The sequence below is a fragment of the Acinetobacter sp. YH01009 genome (genome assembly GCF_013420765.1).
Taxonomy (GTDB): Bacteria; Pseudomonadota; Gammaproteobacteria; order Pseudomonadales; family Moraxellaceae; genus Acinetobacter; species Acinetobacter amyesii.
In genome coordinates this window covers 183375-206818 of record NZ_VOYE01000002.1, presented here as the reverse complement: position 1 = coordinate 206818, position 23444 = coordinate 183375, and the positions used below count along the sequence as shown (strand labels likewise).

The window sequence follows — 23444 nt, the reverse complement described above, 5'->3', positions numbered from 1 at the left end:
AAAAAAACCACCGTGATGGTGGTTTTTTTACAAGGAGCAGGGTTGGATTAAGCGGGGATATTTTCCTCTGCTGCTTTATCTTTCTTTTCCCATGCTTTTTCGTGGAAGAAAAAGGCAACCGCTTGAACAGTTGGTTCAAGTAAACTTAAGGTAATAGCCATTGCAATACTGCCTGTCACGTAATAACCAACCAACATCGCAACCGTGATATGCATAATGTAATAGCTCAAGGTTTTTTTGAACATGCGCTGATTATTTTCGACGAACTTGTTAATGTGTGCCATGAGAATGCTCCTTGTTAAATTGATAAATCTTGGCAAGGAGTTAATAATAATGATTCTTATTTGCAATGTAAAAGAGAAAATTCAATTTATGATCATTGAATTTCTAAATCACTGCTTAAAAATGGCAGAAAGTGAACAAAAAGTCGGAGAAAATTCTAAAGTTTCATCTGCTGAAAGTATTGAAGTGAGCGTGTTTTGAACGCATCAATGGTGATTAAAATGCAGCGGAAATCAGCAGTTAAATATCATTCCTATAAGTTTTTAAACTAATAAAAATGATAAATTAGATTTATGTGAATACGTGGTTATAATCGATTTAACGAAAGAATTTACCCAGTCCAGTGGAGCAAATCGACATGGCAGGCGAAACCCAAAAAGCGGAAACCCAAACAAAAAAAACCTTGTATGACAAATTGTGGGATGACCATCTAGTAAAACAACGAGATGATGGCTCTTCATTATTGTATATCGACCGTCATTTATTGCATGAAGTGACTTCTCCACAAGCTTTTGAAGGGCTACAACTTGCAGGTCGTAAACCATGGCGTTTAAGCGCTAACGTGGCAACGCCAGACCATAACGTACCTACTTCTACAAAGGAGCGTGCTGAAGGTATTGCGGGTATTGAAGATGATACCTCACGTATCCAAGTGCAAACTTTAGATGACAACTGTAAAACTTTTGATGTGGCCCAGTTTGATATTAACGATGTACGCCAAGGGATTGCGCATGTGGTTGGGCCAGAACAAGGTTTAACCTTGCCAGGTATGACCGTGGTGTGTGGTGACTCACATACTGCAACGCATGGTGCTTTTGGTTGCTTGGCTCATGGTATTGGCACATCTGAAGTTGAACACGTGTTGGCGACTCAATGCTTAGTTCAAAAGAAAATGAAGAACATGTTGGTGCGTGTTGACGGTCACTTGGGTCAAGGCGTAACTCCTAAAGACGTGGTTTTAGCAATTATCGGTAAAATCGGTACGGCAGGTGGTACAGGTCACGCAATTGAGTTTGGTGGTCAAGTATTCCGTGATATGTCGATCGAAGGTCGTATGACGGTGTGTAACATGGCGATCGAAGGTGGCGCGCGCGTGGGTATGGTGGCTGTCGATGACAAAACCATTGCCTATGTAAAAGACCGTCCATATGCACCGAAGGGCGAACAGTGGGATGCTGCAGTAGAATATTGGAAGACTTTAGTGTCTGATGAAGGCGCGCATTTTGATACTGTTGTGGTGTTGCAAGGTGAAGAGATTGAGCCACAAGTGTCTTGGGGGACTTCTCCTGAGATGGTGATTCCTGTATCTCAAGCAGTGCCAACTTTAGAACAAGCTAAAGATGACGTACAGCGTAATGACTGGACACGTGCATACAACTACATGGGCTTAGAAGCGGGTCAGGCATTGGCTGATATTCAATTAGACCGTGTATTTATTGGTTCATGTACCAACTCACGCATCGAAGATATTCGTGCAGCGGCTGAAGTGGTCAAAGGTAAAAAAGTGGCGGCATCGATTAAGCAAGCCATGGTGGTACCGGGTTCAGGTTTAGTCAAAGCACAAGCAGAAGCAGAAGGCTTAGATAAAATCTTAATTGAAGCAGGCTTTGAATGGCGTGAGCCGGGTTGCTCAATGTGTTTGGCAATGAATGCCGACAAATTGCAACCGGGTGAGCACTGTGCATCGACGTCTAACCGTAACTTTGAAGGTCGTCAAGGTAATGGTGGTCGCACGCATTTGGTAAGTCCAGCAATGGCAGCAGCTGCGGCAATTGCAGGTCACTTTGTGGATGTGCGTACATTCTAGTTTAAGCCCTCATCCCAACCTTCTCCCTCAGGGAGAGGGAGTTCCCTCTCCTTTTAGGAGAGGGTTAGGGAGAGGTCACGGATTCAGTGAGAAATAAACATGAAAAAATATACCGTTGAACAAGGTATCGTTGCACCATTAGACCGTGCCAATGTGGATACAGATTTAATTATTCCAAAACAATTTTTGAAATCTATTAAGCGTACAGGCTTTGGTGCCAACTTATTTGATGAGTTGCGCTATTTGGATGAAGGCTATTTAGGTCAGGACATTTCAAAACGTCCGATTAACCCCGATTTCGAATTGAACAAACCGCGTTATCAAGGTGCGTCGATTTTGATCTCTCGTGCAAACTTTGGTTGTGGTTCGAGCCGTGAGCATGCGCCTTGGGCATTAGAAGAATATGGTTTCCGTACTGTCATTGCACCAAGCTATGCGGATATTTTCTTTAATAACAGCTTTAAAAATGGCATGTTGCCAGTGATCTTGTCTGAAGAGATCGTCGATCAGTTATTTAAAGAATGTGCTGCATCTGAAGGCTATCAATTAACCATTGATTTGGCTGCGCAAGAAGTACGTACACCGAGTGGTGAAGCATTTACATTTGAAGTCGATCCATTCCGTAAACACTGCCTATTGAATGGCTTGGATGATATCGGTTTAACCTTACAAGCAGCCGATGATATTCGCGCTTATGAAGAAAAAACCAAAGCATCTCGCCCTTGGGTATTTGCAGACATTAAAGCTTAAGTCAGTGTCATTGTAGAACTTCTTAGTAGTCAGTCGGCTTAAGTCTTGCTAATATCAGGCGAAACAAAATTTATACGTTAGCCAGAATTTATCAGGTTGGGTTCGAAAAATGAAAAAGTTCTTCGGTCAGCTGGTTGTAACGGGAGCGCTGTTCGCAACGCTCTCTGCCTGTCAAAGCTTTGACACGGCACGCATTAAAAATGTGAAAGAAACTGAAAGTACAAAAAATAATGCTCTGATTTACTGTGCAGGTACAGCGCATTGTGAATTTGAGCGTTTTGATCAAATACAAGTGGTTGATCCAAATAATCAACATGTACAACGTGCTGCGATTAAAGCAGGCATTGTACGGTTGAATGGTCGTTCATTGTCTGAGCCTAATCCTTTGTATTTGTCTGTACCTTCAGGTCAGCATGAAGTCGTGATTCGCTATTATCCAATTTCTCAGGAAAAAGCAGAGCGCTTGCATGTCATTCACAACTTTAGGTCCAAACACGAGTACACCTTTAAAATGTACCGAGAGCGTTCAAAAAACACAGGCAGTTTACTGGATAAATCTGCGCCTGATCCGCTCTGTGTAGACTTAAAGCAAGGTGCAAAAACGATTCGACGTTTCTGCCGACCCTACAATGTCCTCACAGGACTTGGTGAGTTTGTAGAAAAGAAACTTTAAATCTGACTGGTAATCAAGCCAGCGTATAAATGGAAAGACTCATGTCAAAACATATTTTGATTTTACCAGGTGATGGTATTGGTCCTGAAATCGTGAAAGCGGCTGAACAAGTGCTGACACGTGTAAACGAGAAATTCAACTTAGGTTTGACTTGGGAACAAGGTCTTTTAGGTGGTGCAGCGATTGACGCGCACGGTTCACCTTATCCAGAAGTAACAGCAGCACAAGCGAAGACTGCTGATGCGATTTTATTGGGTGCAGTGGGTGGTCCTAAGTGGGATACCATTGAGCGTTCAATTCGTCCAGAACGTGGCCTATTAAAAATTCGTTCAGAATTAAATTTATTTGCTAATTTACGTCCAGCAATTCTTTATCCGCAGCTTGCAGATGCGTCGAGCTTAAAACCTGAAATCGTAGCAGGTTTGGATATCTTGATCGTACGTGAGTTAACTGGCGGGATCTATTTTGGTCAACCACGTGGTATTCGTGAACTCGAAAACGGCGAAAAACAAGGTTTCAATACTGACGTATATGCAGAATCTGAAATCAAGCGTATTGCCAAAGTTGCTTTTGAAATGGCGAACTTACGTGGTGGTAAAGTGTGTTCAGTGGATAAAGCCAATGTACTAGAAGTGACTGAGCTTTGGAAACAAACTGTAACTGCGTTAAAAGAAGAGCAATATCCTGAAATTAACTTGTCTCATATGTATGTTGACAATGCTGCAATGCAATTGGTTCGTGCGCCAAAACAATTTGATGTGATCGTGACTGGTAACTTGTTCGGCGATATCTTGTCTGATGAAGCAGCGATGTTAACCGGTTCTATCGGCATGTTGCCATCGGCTTCTTTAGATGAAAATGGTAAAGGCATGTATGAACCTTGCCACGGTTCAGCGCCAGATATCGCAGGTCAAAACATTGCGAACCCATTAGCTACAATTCTGTCTGTTGCTATGATGCTACGTTATACCTTCCGTGAAGAAGCGGCGGCAAAAGCAATTGAAGATGCAGTAGGTAACGTCCTAGATCAAGGCTTACGTACAGGTGACATCATGTCAGAAGGCAGTTTACAAGTCGGTACAGTTGAAATGGGTCAAGCTGTAGTTTCTGCATTGAACTAATGTTGAATCAAAAAAACGCAGCGTTTATGCTGCGTTTTTTTGTGCCTAGAAATTATAAACCCTAGAGTTGATGCCCTAACAGGTGCGACCAGTTAATCGGACATCAGTTGCAATATTATGCTTTATGCGAAATTGAATAAGGCAGTTTAACTCCACCTCATAGCGTGTATTTCCACTAGGAATCGGCACAGCAGCACCGCTGCCCATGCCCATCGCAGGATTTTCCGCCATCGGTAAAGGAATACTAATCGGGCGTGCGACACGATAAAAGGAGATAGTCCGAACTGACCTCCACGGGAGAAGTCCTTTGATAGCCCAGTTTGCTGAGGTCGAGTTCTGCTTGAATCGTTTGGCTCGATTGACCAATAAATGAGGCTAAATAGCGTTCACGTTCAACGGATGAGAGAGTTGAAGTCGTGGTACAGCCAGCCAATAACACAATGCTTAGAACGCATCCCATGCTCAGTATCGGGTGAATAAAACGCTGATCTTCGTAAACCTGATGTTCTAAAATAAATTTCATGGGTCAGTTCCTCACGAAATAAATACAGTTTAGTCAGATCGGTCTGTATAACACTGTAGTCATTTGATACACGGTCATCCGAGCAAGATTAGCCTCTAGTATTCTCATGCAGGATCAACAAGCTCTGCCAACATATTCAATGGATTCAACTATTTGATTGCGTAATTTGAACTCGATTTTACATTCCATATCGACAGTGACACCACCTTTAGACGGCGTTGGGATAGGGGCGCCCATGGCTATACTGGTGCCGATATTTGGTGTACCAATCGGGATTGGCATCGAGCGTAAAATGGTATAGCTAAGTTTTTCATTGCTTTGTACGGGTGCTCCCATCACTTTATAGCCCAATTGACTCAAGTTGAGCTCTTTACGAACTTGATCAGCTGGCTGTCCAATATAGTGTTGTAGGGATTGATTGAGTTGCTTTTGGCCTGTCGTGGCGCAAGCAACACAAAAGATAGCACCGACTAATCCTAGATGTTTCATATGATTTTATGTCCTTATATTTTGAATTTTATAATCGAATTTTTATGTTTTTAGACTGTAAAGGAAAGCAAATTTGCAGTCAATTTTTATCATTGCATTGAAATAGATACAAAAAAAAGCCACTGATAAAGTGGCTTTTTCGCTTCGCTAAAACTTAGCGCGCACGGTAAGTGATACGACCCTTAGTCAAATCATAAGGTGTCATTTCTACTTTAACACTGTCGCCAGTCAAAATACGGATATAGTGTTTACGCATTTTGCCAGAGATGTGAGCAATCACTTCATGACCGTTTTCTAAACGTACACGGAACATAGTATTAGGAAGCGTCTCGGTGACAACGCCTTCGAACTCGATGAGTTCCTCTTTATTGGCCATAGCCTACCTGAATGAATAAATTAGCAAGGCGCAAATTATAGTCAATTTTTTTTCAGAATACAAGCCGTAAAAGGCTTTGAACTGATCGACTGTCAGTAAAATAAGCGAACAATTCAGTTAAATATTTTCAACAAAAAATGTGCAGTAACTGTTGTCAGTTTGGTCAATCGCAGTTAATCTAAAATCAATCTTTTTAGGTATAAATGAAGTACATACAAGGAAGGTTCTGGAGTGGGTCAGCTAACTGATGCATCTGTTGTGTTGCGTTTAGGGTATCAAGCGATTCGTCGTGCCGGATTGCCAACAGAAGAAATTTTAACAAAAGCGGGTGTGGCATTAAATCAGGTTGAAACCAATGACCGTACCCCATTGAATGCACAATTTGCATTCTGGGTGGCTGCAGAAGAGGTCAGTAAGGATCCTGACATTGGTTTGCATCTGGGTGAGCATTTGCCTTTATATCGAGGGCAGGTGATTGAACACTTATTCATTTCATCTGAGAATTTCGGTGAAGGTTTAAAGCGGGCTTTGGCGTATCAACGCCTCATTAGCGATGCCTTTCATGCGCAATTGGTGATTGAAGATGACCGCTGCTATTTGACCAATGGTCATCAGCCTTGGGCAGAAAATATCGTGAATCGTCATTTTTCTGAATGCGCGATGTCGGGTGTTTTGCGTTTCTTTAAGTTTATTACTGAAGGGCGTTTTCAGCCAATTTATATCGACTTTAACTTTAGTCAGGGCGCGCCAGATGATGAGTATTTCCGTGTCTATGAATGCCCTGTGAGTTTAGGGCAGAAAGAAACCCGATTATATTTTGATCCGGCTATTTTAGAGTATCAATTGTGGCAGGCAGAACCTGAGTTATTACAATTGCATGAGCAGTTAGCGATTGAAAAACTTCAGGAGTTGGCGCGTTATGATTTGGTTGGTGAAGTTCGCCGTGCTATTGGTTCAACGCTTGAAAGTGGTGAAACCACACTCGAAACGGTCGCTGCACAGCTCAACATTACCCCACGTCGTTTACGGACTCAGTTGTCAGAAGCCAATACCAGTTTTCAGCAAATTTTGTCAGACTATCGCTGTCGTTTGGCTAAAAAATTATTGGCCAATACCAATGAAAGTGTGGAGCGCATTGTTTACTTAACGGGTTTTTCTGAGCCAAGTACGTTCTATCGCGCATTTAAACGCTGGACCAATGAAACGCCCGTGGAATACCGTAAGCGGAAGCAGCGTTAAGGTTGATCTTCGATAAAATCCTTCCCTAAACAGAATCCCCCCTTTGAAAGGGGTACTTTCATTTTTAGAACCTAGCAATGGCGAAAATGACACTCATCCCTCTGTGAAAGGGAGGTTGGGAGGAATTTTTTATTCAGGCATATTTAACCAATGAGGTCCCAGCGGAACTTGAGGAAGTTCAAACTGTGCTGGATAGTCTGCATGGATAAAATACAGCCCATCGGGCGGTGCGGTGACACCAGCTGCTTTTCGGTCTTCAGCCGCAAAAATGTCGTCAATATGGTCAACGTCATACATACCTTGCCCAATTTCCAATAAACAGCCCATGATGTTACGCACCATGTGATGTAAAAAACCATCGGCCTGAATATCTAGGACCAAGTAACATCCGTGTTGGATCAAGCGACAATGGCTGACATGACGAACTGGCTGATTGGACTGACAGGCTGCGGCACGGAAGCTTTCGAAATTATGAGTGCCTTCAAATTTGGCCGCGGCACGTTGCATTTTCAGCACATCTAGCTTGGCATAAACATGGGTCACTTGCTTATGTAATAAAGCTGGACGTTGTGGATTGTTATAGACCACATAGCGATAACGACGTGCTTGCGCTTTAAAGCGGGCATGGAAGTCCTGATCCATTTCCTTAATCCATTGGATGGAAATATCACGGGGTAATTGGCTATTGCTGCCCATTAACCATCCACGAATGGGACGAATCGCCTGAGTATCGAAATGTGCCACCATATTGGTTGCATGGACGCCGGCATCTGTTCGGCCAGCGCCGTGCAACATGATTGGCTCATTGGCCACTTTGCTGAGGACGGTTTCAATGGTTTCTTGCACGCTTGGTACGCCCGGTTGCTGAGTTTGCCAGCCCTTGTATTGCATGCCACAAAACTCAATCCCAATCGCAAAACGTTGCATAGTTACCTCAAATGACTTAATCGTTCCAATGCGCAGTCCAGTCTGCGGCACTGCTGTATTGTAAATACATTTTCAAACATTTAGCATAAAGATCTGCATGACCCAAACAATTACTCAGTAATATTCCACTATCTTTGACCCAGTCACTCACAGCATAGCGCTGATCTATACCGCCATGAACAACCTGTGTACTTAAAATAATTTGGCAATTTTTTTGTTGTATAGCCTTCAATACATTGAGTAATTCAGCATCAACGGCAATGTTGCCTGTGCCAAAACCTTGCAGAATTAAAACATCTGGCGTGTGTGAAAGCAGGGCCGCTAAATTTTGACTGTGTAGCTTGGTTGCAATCGGTTGCCACATCCAATTCAGGCAATTGAAATGAGCTGCTTTGTCTAAATCATTGGCTTGAACAATATACGGCGATGTCAGCATTGAAATTGGCTGTGTGGTTGGCAGCCCATCAAAGGCTTTCAGATCGGTTGTATGTACTTTTAATGCGGATTGAGCATGCATCAGTTGATGATGAAAGGCCAAATAAACCCCAACACTCGATTGATGTACCGATTCCAATGCAAAATTTAAATTGTCGATGGCATCGGTAAATTCACGGGTGTTGTCACCAGCCACATTAAACAGCGGATATTGGCTGCCTGTAAGCACGATATGAGCAGACTGTGCCATAAAGTGTGCAAGTACTGCGCTGGCATAGCTAAGCGTGTCTGTGCCATGAATAATTACGAAATGCTGAAATTGTTGTAATTGTAAACTTTGAATTTGTTGGATCAGTGCCAGCCAGTCGGGTGCAGTACAAGCACTACTGTCACGAATGACAGGTGCAACAAAACATTCAATGTTTAGGTGTAGTGGCAGCACATGCTGTAATTTAGGTAAAAACGCACTCGCTGGCATGGGGCTTAACGGTTCACCGATACAACCGAAGGTACCACCCATATAAATAAGAGCAATTTTTTTCATCATAAAAAAAGCAGCCTTGAAAGACTGCTTTAGTTTAAATCGCTTTTGCTTAAGATGCGATTTGATTCAGTAACTGATCTGCTTGTTGACGTTGAGCTGAAGAAAACTCAGCTTCTTTTTCAGTCAAAATTTCACGTGCAGCGTCATAAGCACCCAGTTTGATGTATTGCGCTGCCAACTCAAGATTCAATTCAATTTCATTGACTTCAACCAGTTCGGGGAAAGATTGAACCAATGGATCGTTTTGGTCTGTAGCAGATGGGGTTGAAGGTGTGGCTAAACCGCTAATGTCAAAACTCACACCACTTGAAGCAGGTGCGGCAGGTTTCTCTTCAGGCGTAGACTCTAAGTTAAACTCTGTTGCAGGAGCGACAACGGCTTCTTCTGTTTTTGCTGTTTCAAAAGCACCTAAGTCAAAGTTTAAGGCTGGAGCTTCAACTTTGTTTTCTTCTACAACCGGTGTTTTTGTTGTAAATGAAAAATCTAAAGGCTCGATTTTTTCTTCTACAGTTTCTGTTTTGGTTTCGACAGCAGCTTCTGTACTTGGGGCAAAATCAATTGGTTTGATTTCTTCAACAGCAGGAGATGGCTGAGCAATCTCTTCGGTTTTCGGTGCTGCTTCAAGTACAAGCTCTGGTGAAATTGAAAGCGTATCAAATTCAAGCGGCTGTATTTTTTCAGCAGGCGCACTTTCAACAGGGGCTGAAATGTCTGCTTTTGCAGGCGTTTCAGTGGTGAAATTAAAATCTAGAGGTTTAATTTCAGCTGCTTTTGGCTCAACAGGTGCAGCAGTTGAACTTTGCATTAAAGCATCAAAATCAGAGGTATTTTGAGCTTTTGATGGAGCCTCTTCAGTGATCGGTGATACAAAGTTAATGGCATCATCTTTCACATTTTGAGAATTTTCAAATTCTACTTTTTTTGCTTCAGCTTGTTCTAAAATTTCATCGAGTTCAAGTGAACGAATATGGCTTAGCAATTGGCTGATGGCAAATTCGTCTTTTTGTAAAATGTGAATATCTAATAGATATAGATATAACTCATGTTGTGAGTTGTCACGTTTTAACGATTGATTGATTTGTGCTTCAGCAGAAAAGAAATTACGTTCTGCAATTAATTTTTCAATTTTGCCACGAGCATCGGTCGTTAATGGCGTCATTGATTTTTTTTCAATGACACTGCTTTCAACTACTTGAGTTTTCTTCGGAGTCGCTTTGGCCGAAACACCCGTTTTCTTGGTTTTAGTGGATGTTGGTTTGGCTTTATCTGATTCTTGATCTTTTTGGCGTTTGTTTAAAAAAACCAATACGATCACTAAGATCACTAATGGAATCACATAAATCAGCATGTTTTAACCCCTTGGAGATAGAGCGATATAAAGTTGCACTCATCCCTATAAAATCTTGATTGGTAACGTTTTAGTTTATTGGCTTCTTTTATCTGCTTGTTGAGCTTTCAACTGTTGTTGCAGTTGAGCAAGACGAGCATTTAATAATTGAATTCTGTGATCCTTTTGATTTAGCGCCAATTCTAATTCAGTTACGTTTCTCTGTAATTTAACGGTTTTTTCACGAGATGTCATAACTTTTAATGACAACTCTTTCGAAGTTTTATTCTTTTCTGCTGCGCTGTTGGCAGAAGATTGTGCCGAATCTTGCGCTTTCTCTGCCACCAGACTCATTTCAGCTTGATTCAAGCGGTATTTGGTTTTGCCTGACTGCTTCGAAGGCACTTTGGCAAGTTCTGCAGCAGAGACTTTTACAGGCTGTTTTGCTTGCTGCATACCATGCAGATTTAAGGCAGCACCACGGCGCAGACGGTTTACATCGCCTTGAATGAATGCATGTTCGTTGCTGTTTTTAATTTGTTGCATGACTTCAGAAACAGGGCGGTTTTGTTCTGTCGCAATACGTGAGGCAATCCCCCAAAGGCTTTCATTTGAGCGAACCACATATTTTGCCGCTGGTGTTGCTGTCGATGAAGCCGCGGTACTTGTTGGTTTTGGTGTAGATGCTTTTTGAGCTGTCGTTGTTGGATTTTCACGTTTTTGTGCTGCCTGCTCCGCAGCAAATTTTTGTGCCAATGGGTCTTTAGATCTTGCAGTTGATGCTGTTGCAGTTTGTGTGGCTTGCATTTCTGAACTGACAGAGCCGGTCGAATTGGTTTTTGTAACTTGCGAAATTGATGTTTCAGAACCAGATGAAGTATTTGCGCTATTTTGCTCCGCAGGTGCAACGCTATAATTTTGTACATGCGTGACAGGTTCAATCGCAACAGGCGTTGAAGTTGCTAATTGTGCTAATTTTGGCGGTGCTTTGGTACTGAGTAATAGGGGTTGTTCTGCAGCTACGGGTGCTTTTGCGGTATACAGTGTGCTGACAGGTAAATTTAAGGCAATATCTTTTTCATTTACAATAACGACAGGTGCTAAAGCACGCTCATTGGCACGTGTTTGATTCGCATTCGACGGCGCTGGATTGCGTTTTAATGGTGTGCGAATTTGTTGCAGGCGTGAAGCATTCCCTTCTTTAATATTGACAATAAAATTAAGTTCTGCATCGGTCACTGGACGCGAAGAGGTAATGGTAATTACCCCATTGCCCGAACCATCACGACGCGTAAAGAAGTTTAAATGCCCCGGTGGTTGATGCCCTGTACCCATACTCAACAAATCTTCTGCCGTGGCTAAACTTGCACTGAGCGGCACAGATGTATTTGAGTGGCGAAAATGAATCTCAGCGTACAGCAATTCCCCGGGTGCTGACTGGACTTGTACAGGATCAATGCTGATCGCTTGAATGTTTTGAGATGCAATAACGGCTAAAATGGCGATCTTTAATTTGTTATATACGGTCATCTTAATCTTTAGCTCGAATATATGTCGCATGGCGAAAATTATAGATTAGCGAGTTGTCAAAGAATTGTAAAATATTTACACGACAGTTACATAAAAAAGCCGATCAATTGTGATCGGCTTCCTGTTCAGAGACTTAAAAATGCTTAAGCATTTTTATAATCAATGAGAATTCTTAGCATACGACGTAAAGGTTCAGCAGCACCCCAAAGCAATTGGTCACCTACAGTGAATGCACCTAGGTATTCTTTACCCATGTTGAGCTTACGGAGACGACCAACTGGAACAGACAAGGTGCCAGTTACAGCAACAGGAGTCAGATCAGTCATTGAAGCTTCACGCGTATTTGGCACCACTTTAGACCAATCGTTGGCACTAGCGATGATATCTTCGATTTCATCTAGTGGCACATCTTTACGAAGTTTTAAAGTCAATGCTTGTGAGTGACAACGCATCGCACCAATACGGACACAGTGTCCATCGATTGGAACGATTTGCTGGTTGCCTAAGATCTTGTTGGTTTCAACTTGACCTTTCCATTCTTCTTTCGACTGACCGCTTTCAAGCTGTTTGTCGATATAAGGAATGAGAGAACCCGCTAAAGGCACACCGAAGTTTGCAGATGGGAAACCTTCGCCACGTTGTAACTGTGCAATTTTAGAATCAATATCTAAAATTGGTGAACGTGGGTCATCCAGCAAGTCTTTGGTGTTGTTATACAAGTAGCCCATACCTGAAATCAGTTCACGCATGTTTTGCGCGCCTGCACCAGAAGCCGCTTGATACGTCATAGACGTTGCCCATTCCACTAAATTATTTTGGAATAGACCGCCTAAACCCATCAGCATAAGTGAAACGGTACAGTTACCGCCCACGAATGTTTTTGTACCTTTCACTAAGCCGTCTTTGATGACGTTCATATTTACTGGGTCAAGTACGATGATCGCTTCATCATCCATACGTAAAGTCGATGCAGCATCGATCCAGTAGCCATTCCAGTTTTCTGCTTTAAGCTTAGGGAAAACTTCAGTCGTATAATCGCCACCTTGGCAGGTGATAATGACATCCATTTGCTTCAGACTATCAATGTCCGTTGCATCCATAAGTGCTGGGGCAGTCTTACCACCAAACGCAGGGGCTTCACCACCTGCATTACTGGTAGAAAAGTAAAACGGTTCGAAATAAGCGAAATCGTTTTCTTCAACCATACGTTGCATAAGGACGGAACCAACCATCCCGCGCCAACCGACCAGACCTACTTTCATGTCACTTTGCCTCGGTGCGTTAAAAAAATAAAAAGGGGGTTCGAGTGTACCAAAAGGGCGCATAACTGCAAGCGCTACATAATGAAAACACCAATAATATTGTGCAATATATCTTGTTTATGTTACATGCAAAACTGATATAAATTTATGAATCAATAAAAAATAAAGAATATAAGGGAGGCGTAATGATTTGGATTGAAATACTGGCGGGCTTCGTCATTTGGTTGACATTTTGGTCACTCATACCACGAGATGAATGGTGGTTTCGTGGTGCAGATTTTCCGCGTCTGCAAATCTTGGCTTTGGGCATCTTTGCCTTCATAGGCTTAATTTTATGGAATGCTGAATGGGACTTGGCGCGTGAAATCATTTTAATTGGGTTGATTGCTGCTTTGGCATATCAATTAAAAATGGTTTTGCCTTATACGTTTCTGTGGAAAAAACAAGTCAAAAAAGTTCGATCAGACCAGCTAGATAAACAGAAACAAATTTCAATCATTGTCTCAAATGTACTTACGCCGAATACTCAATATCACTTATTATTGGCACAAATACAAAAGCATCAACCTGACTTAGTACTCACGCTAGAAACCGATCAAACTTGGCAAAATGAATTGGCAGTGATTGAAGCTGATTATCCTTATCGCGTACCCGTACCTTTGGATAATTTGTATGGGATGCATTTGTATAGCAAGTTAGAACTTAGTGAAACTGAAGTCAAATTTATTCTCAGTGATGAAATTCCTTCGATCCATACCCGAGTCACCTTAGCATCAGGAAATCAGGTTCAACTGTATTGTTTACATCCCAAACCGCCAAGTCCAACAGAAGCCAAAGATTCAACTTTACGCGATGCAGAATTGCTGATTGTGGGCGATCAGATTAAAGATTTAGATGAAAGTTGCATCGTTATGGGGGACCTGAATGATGTGGCATGGTCACGTACTACACGACTCTTTCAACGAATCAGTGGGCTTTTAGACCCGCGTGTTGGACGTCATTTCGTAAATACCTTTCATGCCAATTATCCACTGCTGCGTTGGTCGCTCGACCATATTTTTCATAGTACAGATTTTGCATTGGTACATATGGAACGCTTGCCCAATATCGGTTCAGACCATTTTCCAGTCTATGTGGTGCTGCAAACAGGCAGGGTATTTGAGCAAATCCAAGAAGAATTAGAGCAAACAGATGAAGATGAACAAGAAGCGCAAGAGGCAATTCAGGAGGGTATAGAAAAAGCTGAGGAAGAGGAGAAGATTGTGACTGATGAAATCGCCCATGATTATAAGGATGGTACGAAGGCACCTTGATTTTGTTTGATTTAAGAGAAAAGTGTAAGAAATAGCTTACACAGCTTTCGGCTTCTGACGAATGGTCAGGTCAAGTGTATTGACTTATTCTTTGTTCATCGGCACATGGAACTGGGAACGGAACATCCCACTAAGGAAGACGAAGCCGATGGAAGCATCATGGAACGGATGCAGGAAAGGAAAGCCAATAAAAAATAAAAAGAATACTTGTGAAAGCACAACCTCATAGACCCGAGTTTTGCAGGATGCAGAACTCGGGTTTTGCTTTTATGATATAGATATTTTTGCTTTTCTTTTGATCAATTTCTTTATACAGTGTGCCAAGAAAAAAGCGATGAATTTCCAATAAAAATATAGGTATGAGGCGTTCTATGCTGTCCGAATGGCACCAGAAAATATTGCAGATTACACACTTATCTACGGATGCACTTTCCATTTACCTTGGCTTAATCCTGTTCTTTTTTGTGGCCTTTTGCCATCACCGCCAATTGAAATCACATTATGCGATTTGGACCGTTGTGGTCGTCGCAGTGGGATTGGAATTGTTTAATGCACGCCATGATATTTTAGATAGAGGTTTTTGGCGTATAGGGCAAAGTTTGCAACATATTTTGAATATCTTGTTACTGCCGCTAATCCTCTGGTTAATGGCTCGATACCGTGTGTGGAAGGGCTAAGTGGAAGCGCGAAATTGAAGGGCTAAATAGTAGGGTTGAATCACCATTGAGTCATTCATAATAAAAAAGGATATTGTGCATTTCACAATATCCTTTCTAGATGCAGATCTAGTTGCTGAATTAAAAATATTTCCAGAGCGTTATCCTGCACAGCAAAGATCTATGGCGTGTAGTCAATCAAGCTGAATGCTGAGAGACCACCTGCGTATACAACTCCAAAGTCTGGTCACACATCTCTTTTAAACTAAACATACTGATAGGCTGCACGTGTTGTGGTTGGTCTAAATGCAACTTTAAAGTGTCGAGTAATTGTGTTTCATCATCGACAGTGACTAAACCTTGCGAATAGACATTCGATAAAATTTCAGCTACGCCACCACGGTTCCAGCCAATCACAGGTGTACCTACAGACAGTGCTTCGAGTACAGTCCGTCCAAAGGTTTCTGCTTGGCTCGACAAAGATAAAACCAAATCGCTAAAAGCTAACCATTCACGGATATCTGAACGGTGACCGACAAAAGTAATCCGATCACTCAGTCCTTTCGCCGCAATGCTGTCTTGCATTTCTTGTAAATAAGCTGCTTTTTTCGGATCAGCACCACCGACTACCACCGCATGTACGTCGGGATACTGTGCTTGTAGCTGTTCCATTAAATGGATCAGGGTTTCATGACCTTTCAAACGGGTGATACGGCCTGGTAAGCAAATCAGACGCTTATTTTCTAGTTCAGGGAAGTCTTTTAGGGTTTGATTGAGCCACTGTGCTGAGGGTTGATAGCCATGTGGAAAAGCAGCAGGGTCAATGCCACGATAAATACGCACAATGTCTTCGGTAGGGCAGTTTTTGTAGTTATCCGTGATGTATTTGACAACACTATCCGAGACCGCAATGACTTTTTCAGCCTGTGTCATGATTTGACTGTAGCGATTTATCGAATAAAAGCCATGTACAGTTGAAATCAGGTGAGGTCGCTTGTTTGCTGGAATCCCTTTGAGGGCAAAATGCGTGAGCCACGCAGGGACACGTGAGCGCACATGCACTATGTCTGGTTGATGTTGCTCAATCAGTTTACGTAGAGGACGAATTTGCCATAAGCTTGATAAGGCTTTTTTATGGATTGCGAGTGTGAGATGAGTTGAGCCTTCGGCTTCTAATTGAGTCACCATACGGCCACCATTTGAAACCACTAAGGACTCATGACCGGAGGTCACTAAAGCACGAGCTATTTCTAAGGTTCCTCGCTCGACACCACCACTGTTCAATTCAGGTAAAAGCTGTATCACTTTCATAGCATTTCTCTTTTTTATGTGCTGAGTTGAACTCAATAGATTTTGTCATAGCCTTGTGGGCGGGTTTTAAAGCGGCGATGGAACCACATGTATTGCGTCGGTGCGATTCGCAGCTGATTTTCAATAATTTTATTGGTTCGTACAGCATCCGAAACTTCATCGTCACTCGGAAAATTGTCTATAGCTGGTTCAATCAGCACATGATATTGAGGGTTGCTGATGTCGCCATCTCGATAAAAATACAACGGGATCGCCTCGGCTTTAGCAATTTTTAATAAGCGACGATGTGCAGTAACAGTGGCTGCTGGAGTACCAAAAAATGGTGCCATGACCCCTTGTTTTAAACCAAAGTCCTGATCGGGACTGTACCAAATGGCATGGCCATTTTTCAGATTACGAATCAAGCCACGCATATCATCATGGTCGATTTGGTTGGCATAGATGGTGGCACGGCAACGCACAATCAACATATCCAACAGTGGATTATTTTGTGGACGATAAACCACATCCGGTTCAAAGAACTGTGCGCATAAATAGCCACCTGCATCGAGCAGGGTAGAATGTGTGCCGAGGAGCAATATACCTTTATCTTCAGCTTGTGCATTTTGAATATGCTCTAAGCCTTCAATTTGCACCCGATTTTTGAACCACTGCGGGCTGTACCATGCATTTAAAGTTTCAAAAATGCCTATCATTTGGTCGATAAAAACCTGTCGTGCATTGGCTTCAACTTGTTCTGACGCCCATTCAGGAAAGCAAACTTCCAAGTTGCGAATCGTGGTTTTACGACGTGACTTAAGATTATTAAATGCGACAGAACCGAGGAATTGCCCAAGTCGATACTGAATTGCCCACGGAAGAATCGCCAAAATCATAAGAAATACAATCCCTATCCAAATTCCCCAATACTGAGGAAGTAAGAAAGACCATTGGAATTTTCCGGGTTGATATGTTGGCTTTTGACTCATAGGGCTAAATCAAAGATTAAAAAATAGGGTTCAGTTTAGCATGAAGCTGAATTGAAAGAGAAAGTTCAACCTCATGCTGCATCAGACTTAACCTTTGACTTAACCTTTGACTAAACCGCCATCGACAATCAAATTCTGCCCGGTGACCGCACGTGAGTAAGGGGACAAGAACATCATGATGGCCGCAGCAAATTCTTCAGGCGTGGTCACTGTGCGTAAAGGTGTCGATGCTGCGATTAAATCAAACACGGCATCGGGCGTCGCTTTACTGGCATCGGTGCTTTGTAATAAGCCACCTGAAAGCATATTCACATTAATCCCAAACTCACCCAGCTCATGCGCCGCTGTGCGAGTGAAGGCCAAAAGTGCCGCTTTTGCTGCAGTGTAGTCGTGGTAAGGCACGACAGGGTTTTGTACCAGGTTGGTACCAATATTGACAATGCGACCAAAACCCTGTGCTTTCATCTTGGGAAGCGCTGCTTGCGTGGTGTTGAGTGCAGCGACGACGGCTCCATCGAATTGTTGCTGTAAGTGCTGTGCAGTCAGTTCTTCAATTTTAGGACGGGCATCGCCATTAAATTGAAAATGGATGAGGGCATTATTTACGACAGAGGTGATCGCGGTACCAAAATGTGCTTTTGCTGCAGCAAAGAGCTGTTCTACTTGAGCTTTATCTGTGACATCTGCTTGATAGGCAAACACTTGCTGAGGAAATGCGGTCGCCAACTGTTCTGCCGCAGTTTGACTGGATAGATAGTTCACGACCACGCGTGCGCCTTCAGCTATTAAAGTTTGGCTAATTGCCAAACCGAGGCCACGTGCGCCTCCTGTAACCAAGACAATTTGATCTGAAATTTGCATGCTCGTGACTCAATCTTATATTGAACGTCACCATAGCAAGCTTTTCGCATTAGCGGAATCATCTTTACAGACGCTGTATACTCCAATTTGAAACTGAGTTATCCGATCTAATAATTCAGCCGAGTCATATGACATAAAAAAAGCCATATCGAAATACGGCTTTTTCTGTGTGGAATATTTGTAGATTTAGCCTTTAGCGAGCGTTTCTAGCTCATCTAAACGTTCCATTTTTTCTAGCATTTCGTCATCAATTTCAGCTAGACGCTGTGATGCTTTGGTCGCAGCATCGGCGTCAGTCATGAACCAAGAACCGTCAGCTAATTTTTCAGACAATTCAGCTTGCTCTTGTTCCAATGCTTCAATTTCAGTCGGCAGTTGTTCTAGGGCACGTTGGTCTTTATAGCTGAGCTTGACTTTTTTAGGCACCGCAGCGGCAGCCGCTGCTTCGGCTTTAGCCATGGCTTTTTTCACATCGCTTTTTTGATCCACGACAGTTTGGTTAGGACGCTGTTCCAAATAGTCTTGGTAACCGCCGATGTATTCATCGATTTGACCTTTACCATCAAAGACCCAAGTTGAAGTCACCACGTTGTCCATAAATGCACGGTCATGCGAAATCAGTAACAGTGTGCCTTTGTACGCGCTGAGCATTTCTTCTAACAGTTCAAGAGTTACCATATCCAAGTCGTTGGTCGGTTCGTCCATCACGATAAGGTTCGATGGTTTCAGTAGCAGTTTCGCCAACAGAATACGGTTACGCTCACCCCCAGACAGTGCTTTAACTGGTGTACGTGCGCGTTCTGGAGAGAATAAAAAGTCTTGTAAATAACTATAGATGTGACGACGGCTACCGTTTACATCGACATGGTCTGAGCCTTCAGAGACGTTATCTTTCACTGATTTTTCAAGATCAAGTGCATTTCGAAGCTGATCAAAGTAAGCAACTTCAAGCTGTGTACCTGTTTTTACTGTACCAGTATGTTCTTGCTCACCCAAAATAGCTTTGATAAGAGTGGTTTTACCCACACCGTTGTCACCGACTAAGCCGATACGGTCACCACGTAATACCAGTGCCGAGAAGTCTTTGATGATTGGTGCGCTGTTGCCAAATTGCACAGCTAAGTTTTCAATTTCAAAGACCACTTTACCTGAGCGCTGCGCATCTTGCGTTGCCATGCTCACTTTACCTTGTTGTGAACGACGTGCTTTAGACTCTTCACGCAACGCTTTTAGAGCACGAACACGACCTTCGTTACGGGTACGACGCGCTTTAATGCCCTGACGAATCCACACTTCTTCTTCAGCGAGTTTTTTATCGAATAGCGCATTTTGCTTTTCTTCCGCTTCCATTTGCTGAGCTTTGAGTTCGAGGTAACGAGAATAGTTGCCTTCATAGCTACGCAAAATGCCGCGGTCAAGTTCCACAATACGGGTTGCGATGCTGTCGACAAATGAACGGTCATGCGAAATAAACAACAAGGTTAAGTTGTTTTGATCGAGTAAGAATTTTTCGAGCCATTCAATACTTTCAACGTCCAAATGGTTGGTTGGTTCGTCGAGTAGCAATACATCGGGCTGCGTTAAGAGAGCACGTGCCAATAGAACACGACGCTTACGACCACCAGACAAATCTGCAAGGTCAGCTTCTGGGTCTAGGCCCATTTTACTGAGGATAGCATTCACTTTGGTTTCAAGTGACCAGCCATCCATTTGATCCATCTGATGTTGTAAGTTACCCATGCGCTCACAGGCGTCCATATCGCCGAGTACGCAGGCTTCGCTGGCTTCATGATAAGCACGTAGAACAGTTGCAGCTTCACCAGCACCATCGGCTACAATATCAGCGACTTTGCCCGAATCCATGGGTACATCTTGCGCAAGCATTGAAATCGTAATGCCATTTTGCAATGAAACTTCACCGCCGTCTGGCAATAAAGTTCCCTCAATCAGTTTAAGTAAAGTAGACTTACCTTCACCATTACGACCGATTAGACACACTCGTTCGCCACGCTCTAAACTGAAGTTCGCGCCGTCGAGTAGGGAAGGTCCGCCAAACGCAAGCTGGACGTCCCTTAAAGTAATATAGGCCATAATGTTTCCTGAAATCTTATATGAGGAGTGTAAATTGACTACACAACAAAATCTTGATGAACAGGCGTCATTTTCCGCACCCATTGAAGATTTGCAAGTCCGAATTGCATTTTTAGATGATTTAGTTGACCAACTGAATGGTCAAGTTGCGCGTCAAAACGCCGAAATCGCTGATTTAAAGAAACAAATGCAGATGTTGTATCGTCGTATTGAATCGGCAGATTTATCTGAAGGTATTGCGGCATTTGACCCGATGACCAACCGCCCACCGCATTATTAATGTCGATTTTGAATGACAGGCAGATGACGAATCAGCGCCAAAGCTGTGGATTGGTGTAAATTTATTTGACCTTTTGCAGCGTGACAGGTCTAATGCACCGCATCTGCTGATCGAAACCCATTATTTCATCTCATGAGTCAAAAAGTTGTCCTGCTAGATTTGGAAAATAACCCGCCCACAGCAAATCTATTGCGCAATATCATTGAACATTACAGTACTTTGTATGTGTTTAGCTGCAGCGGAAAATTTGAATATGCACTTGAAGATTTGACTGAAATTGCAGGGTGGATCGCGAGTGGTCAATTGGTGGTTTTGGATATTCCAGAAACGCCGCAAAAAGAATTTGAATATGCGGTGATTGTGGGGCAACTGATGGCCTTGATGGATCCAGATGCGCATATTGAAGTGATTTCAGCAATGCCTGATATTGAATTACTGATGGAACAATTGAACGGCACTGGACTCAGCGCACATCTTATTCAAATTCAATCAGAACAAGAAGTTTCACATAAAGTGAAGTATAAAATTCCTGACCTAGAAACCATTCGGAATAAACCTGATTTATTACTGATTAAACACTATTGTGATGGTCTGGAAAAACTCAGTGGCAAACCCAACAGTTTGGATAAACTGAAAAACTCATTGATGAATATTTTGCAAGTCTCTAGCGAAAAAGCTCAGCATTTGGTCGGTATGTTGATCAATCTAAAAATCGTCAAACGCTTTGATGAGCAGATTTCGATTCGAAAAAAAGTACTCAAACAATGGGTGCAGCTAGATTTAAATACGACTGCTGAAACAACATTGCCGATAAAAACAGACCTGAATGCATTTACTGCTTCACTCGAAGATCAAACCTCAAATACTGATGATACGGCGTCGATGATTCAGGCTGCACAGCAAGGCTTATTTAAAAATTTCAATAAGATTGATCCTGTGCAAATGGAAGTGATCCGAAAATTGCATGAATTAAAGTCAGATAAACCAAAAGATATCTATGCCTTACGTGATTTATTGGAGCAAATGTTCCCACAATCTGACGTTCGATTATTACTTAAAGAGTTGATCGAAAAAGGATATATCTATTGGAATGGTCACGAAGTGCTGTATAGCCACGAGATGTTCCTGAATTAATATAAAATAATTAAATGGGTGAGCTATGAAAAAAATATTATTACTTGATATTGAAAATTTGCATAAAACTGAAAATGAGTTGCTAACTTATTTAAAGCAATACTCATCTATTTATTTAGTTTACGCCAAGTCTCCAATAAGTTTTAGCTTGGATGGTTTGGTTAAGCTCTCTCCATTTATTATGAATGGCAAACTAAAAGTATTAAAAATGCCAAAGATTGGGAAGGATGCAGCTGATTTTGGACTAACATTTATTGCAGGCCAACTTTCTACACAAGTTTCGGCTAAGGAATTTAGTTTTGATGTTATGTCTAATGATCATTCCATGGGGTATGTTGTTGATTTATTAAAAATAGCTAAATTTGAAGCTAAAATTATTCATGAAAAGCCGCTAGTTTCTGTTCATGTAATTAACGAAGTGAAAGCTGAGCAAAATGTGGGTGAGCTAATTTTTCAATATTGTGAATATTTAACAAAAAATGCAGCTAGACCTGCAAAGTTAGAAAGTTTATTAAACTCACTTAAAGCTATACTTAAAGTGAGTGATGATGTTGCCAAGGTTTTAGTTGAGTTATTAAAAAAACACAAAATTATCCGCTTGGATAATAGTAAAATATTTTATCAAGATCCAAGTTTGCAGAAGTTTTTGAAATCAAATAAACAAACTGCTGAAACTGCTGAAACTGCTGAAACTGCTGAAACTGCTGAAACTGCTGAAACTGCTGAAACTGCTGAAACTGCTGAAACTGCTGAAACTGCTGAAACTGCTGAAACTATTGAGCAAAAATTGATTGAGATAAGAAATAAATTACTCGCTCATATGGATGTAAATAACCATACTCCTCCTAAATCTTTAAGTGGTTTTACTAGTATTTTAAAGAGATGTTTGCCTGAAGATGATGTTATTAACTCATTAGAATTATTGAGGAAATATAGATTGATAGAGGTTAATAGTAAACGGCAAGTTAGTTATAACCCGATATTGCTAACTAATATTATTCATTAAGCATGCTTGCGTTTTATATTGCGCTTATGCAACTCTAATAAAGGAATATAAAGGTTGTGCTATGGAAAATACTGGAATCTGGGTTACCGTTTTTATTGTGGTCTTTGTACTTGGGTCGATTTTTGGACTTCGAGTAAATCCTAGAGAAAAAGCCTTGGGCAATATGCGCGAGAAGGCGCGTAAGATGGGGCTGCACCCACGTTTAGTGGCTGCACCTGCTTGGACCAAGATTCCAATGGCATCTGAAAAACGTGCCAGTATGGTGGCGTATTACAGTGTGCTGATTCCAGATGCGCGTTTGCCTTTAATGCGTGCTTTAGTAGTCGATGACAAACTTGAACTGGTACATGGTGATGACAAGTTCAAGGATTTAGCCATTACATTAAAGGGCATTTATGCTATTGATATGCAGGCAAACTGTGTAGGACTCTATTGGAACGAAGAATCTGACTTAAGAGCCACACAGCTTGAAGATATGAAAGCATTTTTACATTCATTGGCTGAACTTTAAATTTTAAAAAACCTATTAAACAGGAATG

The 23444-nt window shown here is 42.0% G+C and carries 24 protein-coding genes; 11 read left to right on the top strand and 13 right to left on the bottom strand.

All coding sequences use genetic code 11. The features are described from left to right. Nucleotides 1-47: 47 nt before the first annotated feature. Nucleotides 48-284 (bottom strand): DUF2061 domain-containing protein, encoded by a 237-nt coding sequence (locus FTT76_RS03785; RefSeq protein ID WP_078189723.1) that lies wholly within the window; start codon nt 282-284, stop codon nt 48-50. Nucleotides 285-640: 356 nt separating this feature from the next. Between FTT76_RS03785 and leuC the strand changes: the two genes are divergently transcribed. From leuC to leuB, 4 genes are all read left to right on the top strand, one after another. Further along, nucleotides 641-2089: a 3-isopropylmalate dehydratase large subunit gene (leuC, locus tag FTT76_RS03780; RefSeq protein WP_180190062.1), complete on the top strand. Its 1449-nt coding sequence runs from the start codon at nt 641-643 to the stop codon at nt 2087-2089. Nucleotides 2090-2188: 99 nt separating this feature from the next. Then, nucleotides 2189-2839 (top strand): 3-isopropylmalate dehydratase small subunit, encoded by a 651-nt coding sequence (gene leuD / locus FTT76_RS03775; protein ID WP_180062913.1) that lies wholly within the window; start codon nt 2189-2191, stop codon nt 2837-2839. A gap of 109 nt (nt 2840-2948) precedes the next feature. After that, nucleotides 2949-3512, top strand: coding sequence for a hypothetical protein (locus FTT76_RS03770; RefSeq protein ID WP_168377913.1), 564 nt, complete (start codon nt 2949-2951; stop codon nt 3510-3512). A gap of 41 nt (nt 3513-3553) precedes the next feature. Continuing rightward, entirely contained in the window at nt 3554-4633 is a 1080-nt protein-coding gene (gene leuB, locus FTT76_RS03765) for a 3-isopropylmalate dehydrogenase (protein WP_180190061.1), read from the top strand. A gap of 244 nt (nt 4634-4877) precedes the next feature. Here the strand turns inward: leuB and FTT76_RS17600 are convergent, their stop codons facing one another. The 3 genes from FTT76_RS17600 to infA form a co-directional block, all read right to left on the bottom strand. Next, nucleotides 4878-5156, bottom strand: coding sequence for a hypothetical protein (locus tag FTT76_RS17600; protein WP_257235017.1), 279 nt, complete (start codon nt 5154-5156; stop codon nt 4878-4880). A 114-nt stretch (nt 5157-5270) separates the two neighbouring features. Continuing rightward, nucleotides 5271-5645 (bottom strand): hypothetical protein, encoded by a 375-nt coding sequence (locus FTT76_RS03755; protein WP_180190060.1) that lies wholly within the window; start codon nt 5643-5645, stop codon nt 5271-5273. 154 nt (nt 5646-5799) lie between these two features. Continuing rightward, nucleotides 5800-6021, bottom strand: a complete 222-nt coding sequence (gene infA, locus FTT76_RS03750; protein ID WP_001284370.1) for a translation initiation factor IF-1 — start codon at nt 6019-6021, stop codon at nt 5800-5802. Between the two features lie 231 nt (nt 6022-6252). Here infA and FTT76_RS03745 point away from each other — a divergent pair, with 231 nt between their 5' ends. Continuing rightward, nucleotides 6253-7260 (top strand): AraC family transcriptional regulator, encoded by a 1008-nt coding sequence (locus FTT76_RS03745; RefSeq protein ID WP_078189717.1) that lies wholly within the window; start codon nt 6253-6255, stop codon nt 7258-7260. Between the two features lie 129 nt (nt 7261-7389). Here the strand turns inward: FTT76_RS03745 and truA are convergent, their stop codons facing one another. The 5 genes from truA to asd all read right to left on the bottom strand — a co-directional run bounded on the left by truA (nt 7390) and on the right by asd (nt 13285). Further along, entirely contained in the window at nt 7390-8187 is a 798-nt protein-coding gene (truA, locus tag FTT76_RS03740) for a tRNA pseudouridine(38-40) synthase TruA (RefSeq protein ID WP_078189716.1), read from the bottom strand. Nucleotides 8188-8203: 16 nt separating this feature from the next. Then, nucleotides 8204-9166 (bottom strand): asparaginase domain-containing protein, encoded by a 963-nt coding sequence (locus FTT76_RS03735; RefSeq protein ID WP_180190127.1) that lies wholly within the window; start codon nt 9164-9166, stop codon nt 8204-8206. Between the two features lie 49 nt (nt 9167-9215). Then, complete coding sequence (locus FTT76_RS03730) at nt 9216-10514, bottom strand: fimbrial protein FimV (protein ID WP_180190059.1); 1299 nt, start codon at nt 10512-10514, stop codon at nt 9216-9218. 75 nt (nt 10515-10589) lie between these two features. Continuing rightward, complete coding sequence (locus FTT76_RS03725; protein WP_180190058.1) at nt 10590-12023, bottom strand: hypothetical protein; 1434 nt, start codon at nt 12021-12023, stop codon at nt 10590-10592. 143 nt (nt 12024-12166) lie between these two features. Beyond that, the gene (gene asd / locus FTT76_RS03720; protein ID WP_180190057.1) at nt 12167-13285 is read right to left on the bottom strand and encodes an aspartate-semialdehyde dehydrogenase; all 1119 of its coding nucleotides are present in this window, start codon (nt 13283-13285) and stop codon (nt 12167-12169) included. Nucleotides 13286-13470: 185 nt separating this feature from the next. On the opposite strand from asd, the gene FTT76_RS03715 reads away from it, so the two are divergent. Continuing rightward, a complete protein-coding gene (locus FTT76_RS03715) occupies nt 13471-14598 on the top strand; it encodes an endonuclease/exonuclease/phosphatase family protein (protein ID WP_180190056.1) in 1128 nt (375 codons plus the stop codon). 371 nt (nt 14599-14969) lie between these two features. Next, nucleotides 14970-15275 (top strand): hypothetical protein, encoded by a 306-nt coding sequence (locus tag FTT76_RS03710; protein ID WP_257235016.1) that lies wholly within the window; start codon nt 14970-14972, stop codon nt 15273-15275. A 177-nt stretch (nt 15276-15452) separates the two neighbouring features. Here the strand turns inward: FTT76_RS03710 and FTT76_RS03705 are convergent, their stop codons facing one another. From FTT76_RS03705 to FTT76_RS03690, 4 genes are all read right to left on the bottom strand, one after another. Further along, complete coding sequence (locus tag FTT76_RS03705; protein WP_180190054.1) at nt 15453-16565, bottom strand: glycosyltransferase family 4 protein; 1113 nt, start codon at nt 16563-16565, stop codon at nt 15453-15455. Nucleotides 16566-16597: 32 nt separating this feature from the next. Continuing rightward, nucleotides 16598-17533 (bottom strand): LpxL/LpxP family Kdo(2)-lipid IV(A) lauroyl/palmitoleoyl acyltransferase, encoded by a 936-nt coding sequence (lpxL, locus tag FTT76_RS03700; RefSeq protein ID WP_180190053.1) that lies wholly within the window; start codon nt 17531-17533, stop codon nt 16598-16600. A 99-nt stretch (nt 17534-17632) separates the two neighbouring features. Beyond that, nucleotides 17633-18394: a 3-oxoacyl-ACP reductase gene (locus FTT76_RS03695; protein ID WP_180190052.1), complete on the bottom strand. Its 762-nt coding sequence runs from the start codon at nt 18392-18394 to the stop codon at nt 17633-17635. 186 nt (nt 18395-18580) lie between these two features. Further along, the gene (locus FTT76_RS03690) at nt 18581-20485 is read right to left on the bottom strand and encodes an ATP-binding cassette domain-containing protein (RefSeq protein ID WP_180190051.1); all 1905 of its coding nucleotides are present in this window, start codon (nt 20483-20485) and stop codon (nt 18581-18583) included. Nucleotides 20486-20519: 34 nt separating this feature from the next. Between FTT76_RS03690 and FTT76_RS03685 the strand changes: the two genes are divergently transcribed. The 4 genes from FTT76_RS03685 to FTT76_RS03670 all read left to right on the top strand — a co-directional run bounded on the left by FTT76_RS03685 (nt 20520) and on the right by FTT76_RS03670 (nt 23416). Next, nucleotides 20520-20765 (top strand): SlyX family protein, encoded by a 246-nt coding sequence (locus FTT76_RS03685; protein WP_180073311.1) that lies wholly within the window; start codon nt 20520-20522, stop codon nt 20763-20765. Between the two features lie 132 nt (nt 20766-20897). Further along, entirely contained in the window at nt 20898-21899 is a 1002-nt protein-coding gene (locus tag FTT76_RS03680) for a hypothetical protein (protein WP_180073310.1), read from the top strand. A 25-nt stretch (nt 21900-21924) separates the two neighbouring features. Continuing rightward, nucleotides 21925-22905, top strand: coding sequence for a PIN domain-containing protein (locus tag FTT76_RS03675; RefSeq protein ID WP_180190050.1), 981 nt, complete (start codon nt 21925-21927; stop codon nt 22903-22905). Nucleotides 22906-22966: 61 nt separating this feature from the next. Beyond that, nucleotides 22967-23416, top strand: a complete 450-nt coding sequence (locus tag FTT76_RS03670) for an ammonium transporter (RefSeq protein WP_180073304.1) — start codon at nt 22967-22969, stop codon at nt 23414-23416. Nucleotides 23417-23444 lie beyond the last annotated feature (28 nt).